A 4236-nucleotide genomic window follows, 5' to 3' on the forward strand; every position below is an offset into this window, starting at 1 on the left:
CGCCCAGTTGTTGGCTGTCTTGCTGTCCTACCCAGTAGGCGTATTGGATGTCATTGAGCGGAAAAGCGATATGTTGTTTATCAGGTTCTGCGTTTAGTGAGGTACATTCTTCAGCGTCTGAGTGTTTGGAACCCATCAATGCGTTTACAGAGGATTTTTCGAAAAGTGTTTCTAGCGATATGTCGATACCGAGTTTTTCTCGGACTTTTGTTGTAAATGTAATTGCGGAAATTGAATCACCGCCAAGCTGAAAGAAGTCGTCATTGATACTGACGTTCTTAATAGATAGAACCTCTTCGATAATTGCGCACAATATCGCTTCACTGTCTGTTTTGTGTTCGCTGGGCTCTTGTTTGATTTCCTCATCAGATAACGATCCAACTGGATTGAACTCACCGTTGATATAGGCGCGTTTATTGGCCGAGCGTTGTATCTTGCCACTCGATGTTTTCAGCACTCTTGCTGGCTTTATCAGCACAATATCGTGGAGACTGATTTCGAATGCATCGGATATTGCCTTCACGACGCTGCTCAATACCGCTTTCACATCTAAACGTTTTAGCGCTGTGCGTTTAACCTCAAGGACGATAACAACATGTTCTCGTCCGTCGCGTTCAATTCCAAAAGCAGCACAATTTCCTGCTGCAAGATCTTGATGACTGCGACTTGCTATCTGCTCCAAGTCCTGTGGGTAAAAATTTTGCCCCCTGATGACAATCATGTCTTTTAGGCGGCCGCATACATAGAGCTCGCCTTCGTGCATAAATCCGAGATCACCCGTTCGCATGAAACAGGTTTGAGGCTCATCAATTGGTGTAGCTTTAAACGTTTCCTGTGTTGCATCATGATTTTTCCAATACCCCACCGCAGCACTGGGCCCTGAAAACCAGATTTCACCGACAGCTCTTTCACCACACTTTTCAAATGTCGTTGGATCAACGATTTCAACTCGATGATTATTTATTGGTGGACCACAGCTGACGAGCACCTGCCCATTGTCACGATGAGCTAACACCGCCAGATCATTCTTGAGTTCTGATTTGTCGACGTATATGTGACGAATTTTATTTTGATCAAGTGCATGTGTCACTGCCAGTGTGGCCTCAGCAAGCCCAAAACAAGGTCTATGTGTTGAGGCTTTAAAACCCAGCTTTTGATAACGCTTGGTGAATTCCTCTAGCAAGAAATAGTCAATTGGCTCCGCACCGTTTGATGCAACATTCCAAGTACTCAAATCAATATCAACAAGCGAATTTTCATCGACATTGTTTAGGCAATGCTGAAATGCAAAGTTAGGTTGCATTGTCAATGTCGCTTTGAATTCTGATATGATTCTCAGCCAACGAGCAGGCTTAGCAACAAACTCAGTGGGAGAGAACAACGCAAAATCAAATTTTGCATAAATGCTTAAACAAATTCCCGCAACAAGACCCATATCATGGAAATGTGGTAGCCAACTAAGTGGACGGTTTTCTCGCCCTACAGCATCGAGAATACCTTCAATATTTGCTTTCAAATTTTTATAAGTAATACACACCCCTTTGGGATCTCCCGTAGACCCGGACGTGTATTGTAGGTAAGCCACATTGTTTGAATATTTTTCAATGGCATCGACAAATGTAAGATGGTAATCGCTATCTAATGGTGTTTTATTATTCTTCAGCGTATCGGTATCGATGAAAGACTGGTTTTCTTTAGCTCCTTCTCCTTCTGTCAATATGTTTCGATAAATGCTACTCATTTCTGACGTTGTTAAAATATGTTTTGCAGATGAATCTTCACAAATCGAGGAAAATCGGTTTATTTTTTGGTTCTTTCTAGGCGGGTTAATAGGCACCGCAATGATCCCAGCTTTTATACATGCCAAAAATGACAGTACAAACTCAATGCCCGCTGGATAAATCAATATTGCAGTTTCGCCTTTCTTTATTTTTTTTGATAATTCTATTGCAATTTTCGATGAAAAAAATTCAATATCATCATGAGAAAGAAAAGATTTACCTTCTCCTTCATAGAAGTGTAACCCATCCATTTTAAACCTCAGATTTGTGAAATATATTTTTTATCTTCTATCTATTCTTCCTACCCATAAATTTTTGGTGTCAATTTCTTTATTCATGTGAATACCGAGTAGAAGATTAATTGATTTTGAATAAAATATTGTGCTATTTGTTAAGGAAGTTATTGCTTTAACATGTTCTTTTCTAACTAATACTTTGCAATAAGAACTGAAAGCCATTGTTGCTTTTATAGCCCATGAAAACCCTTCAATGGTGGGGGAGGATAGATCAAGGATCTCACAACATGATTCTGACTCTCCTATCACTGCATAGAATTTACCGTCGGTGATATACCTCACCTTTTTATAGAGTGGGTTAGCCTCTAAGTAATTGATATATTGTAAATCTCTCTTTCTTCCCAAGGTGTTTTCAAATGGTATATTTTCAATATTTAACTTATCAAATTCATCGCATCTAACCATTTGGTTTGACGATAATGTAAGTTCTGAATAATTGATTACTTCAGTATTTTTTGTGAAGTATCTTTTATAGATCATCTCGTACGTTTGTATCTTTCTATCATCAGAAAAACACATTTCCAAATCACATTCTCGATCGTGTATTTCATGAAAGAAGTTGATGAGTACACTTCTTGATCTGATACTACATGATATTCCCAGATCCCCTTGCAAGCTCACATCAAGGCATTCTTTATTTATGTAAAATTTATACTTACTAGCAACAAAAATGCCAAGATCACGATTTTTCTCCTCATAAAAAATAGCTTTCTTTCTGTTTTTTAGAAAACGAAACTGAGGGTCCTGATAGTGCTTCCATTTGAAATATAGAATGCCTCCCAAATCCCTCCCGTAAAGGGATGATAGAAGGATATAATGATGATCCGATAAATCTCTTTTTATGAAACTCATTTTATTTACTTCACATAAAAGGAATATCGATATCTTATATTGATATTGAATATCGCATTATGTAACCAAGGTGAGACTTCGACAAAAAATAAGTCTAAATTATTAAAAATCTAGGCACACATTTACGCTTTATTGAAAACATACGTATGTAAAACAAGGCTTTGAGGTTTGTAATTTTCAAAAATATTTGGGAGCCCCTCTAAATAAAAAACAAAATGCCCTACTTTTTTGTGAATGAAAATCACAAAATTTTAGTTAATAATCCCAATCGTGTAATTACCATTTATTTATTCCATTTTTAATGAACGAGAATCACAATTTTCAACTCAAAATTAAGCGATGCTAGTTCAAGATTCTGGAATATAAGTGATTTTTTTCTTTAACAGCTATTTTAACTTTTATCGTGTTAATAATTATTGCACCAGATATTTAATGATAAATACATCAATACTCGTGTCATTAATACGAGTTAACGCATTATCCGGTAGTCAAAAATCCAGTTAGTACATTGTGAAACAGAGATTAATTTCAAAGGGCTGCTTTTGTCGTGATCACTGGTACTGCGAAGCTCACGCAGGTGTCCAAGGAGCCCTATCTGAAAGATATTCTTCAACGTAGCAAAAGCGTTGCCTGAACATCTTTGCCAAGAAGAGATGAACAAAGGGGCATGACAGAAATAGTCGACATGGGTGAAAACAGCATCTGATTTATTCATGCCCAGCTCAGGTTAATGGGCAGTTCAACGTTAACGCATACCGCTGAGAGTATGCTTTACACCAAGCCCGTTTCTGTCTGTCCTAAGTTACAATAAAACTCGTAACCGACACGTTTTAGAGGCCTCAACTCCTTGGGTGGTAAGGCAGGAATGTCCTTAGCGTTGATCACACGCTCTGCCACTGTGTAATCGTATGTCGCCTGAATACATTCATCACTGTAGAGATAACGAATACCGAACTCACCATGTTTTGTTTCAGCCTGTTCGATATACGCTCTGACCGTTTTCCCACAATATAAGCACGCAAGGCAATACTCGAGGTTAATGCCGTACTTGCTCTCAACCAAAGCAGTAATATTGTCACCGGGCACACGGGCGGCGACTTCAATAAGATAGGCTTTGTTATTAACAAATTTGAATTCAAGATGAAGTACACCGCGTTGAAAGCCAGTCCCTTTCATCATCTGTATGGCCAAATCTCGTGCAGCCTGTTCAAGCCCTGAGGATATCTTTGCGCCGACAATATGACCAACCTCATCACATCCAACGAGATGCTTTTCAGTCACAGACAGATGGAGCAATTCCAGATCTT

The 4236-nt window shown here is 38.6% G+C and carries 4 protein-coding genes; all 4 read right to left on the minus strand.

The genetic code is table 11. The annotated features are described in order from the left end of the window. The coding region (locus CS022_RS24250; RefSeq protein ID WP_145964543.1) for an AMP-binding protein at positions 1 to 2032 on the minus strand (2032 nt) is incomplete at its 3' end. 30 nt (positions 2033 to 2062) lie between these two features. Further along, complete coding sequence (locus CS022_RS24255) at positions 2063 to 2929, minus strand: hypothetical protein (RefSeq protein ID WP_129124428.1); 867 nt, start codon at positions 2927 to 2929, stop codon at positions 2063 to 2065. Positions 2930 to 3398: 469 nt separating this feature from the next. Further along, positions 3399 to 3644: a hypothetical protein gene (locus CS022_RS24260; RefSeq protein ID WP_129124429.1), complete on the minus strand. Its 246-nt coding sequence runs from the start codon at positions 3642 to 3644 to the stop codon at positions 3399 to 3401. Positions 3645 to 3700: 56 nt separating this feature from the next. After that, positions 3701 to 4236 (minus strand): hypothetical protein (locus CS022_RS24725; protein ID WP_235869896.1); only part of this gene is annotated, 536 nt, incomplete at its 5' end.

The organism is Veronia nyctiphanis (genome assembly GCF_004116385.1).
Lineage (GTDB): Bacteria > Pseudomonadota > Gammaproteobacteria > Enterobacterales > Vibrionaceae > Veronia > Veronia nyctiphanis.

What these genes read in the sequence shown, in the direction of transcription:
- CS022_RS24255 (WP_129124428.1), bottom strand. Translation starts at nt 2,929, where the DNA reads ATGAGTTTCATAAAAAGAGATTTATCGGATCATCATTATATCCTTCTA.
- CS022_RS24260 (WP_129124429.1), bottom strand. Translation starts at nt 3,644, where the DNA reads ATGAATAAATCAGATGCTGTTTTCACCCATGTCGACTATTTCTGTCAT.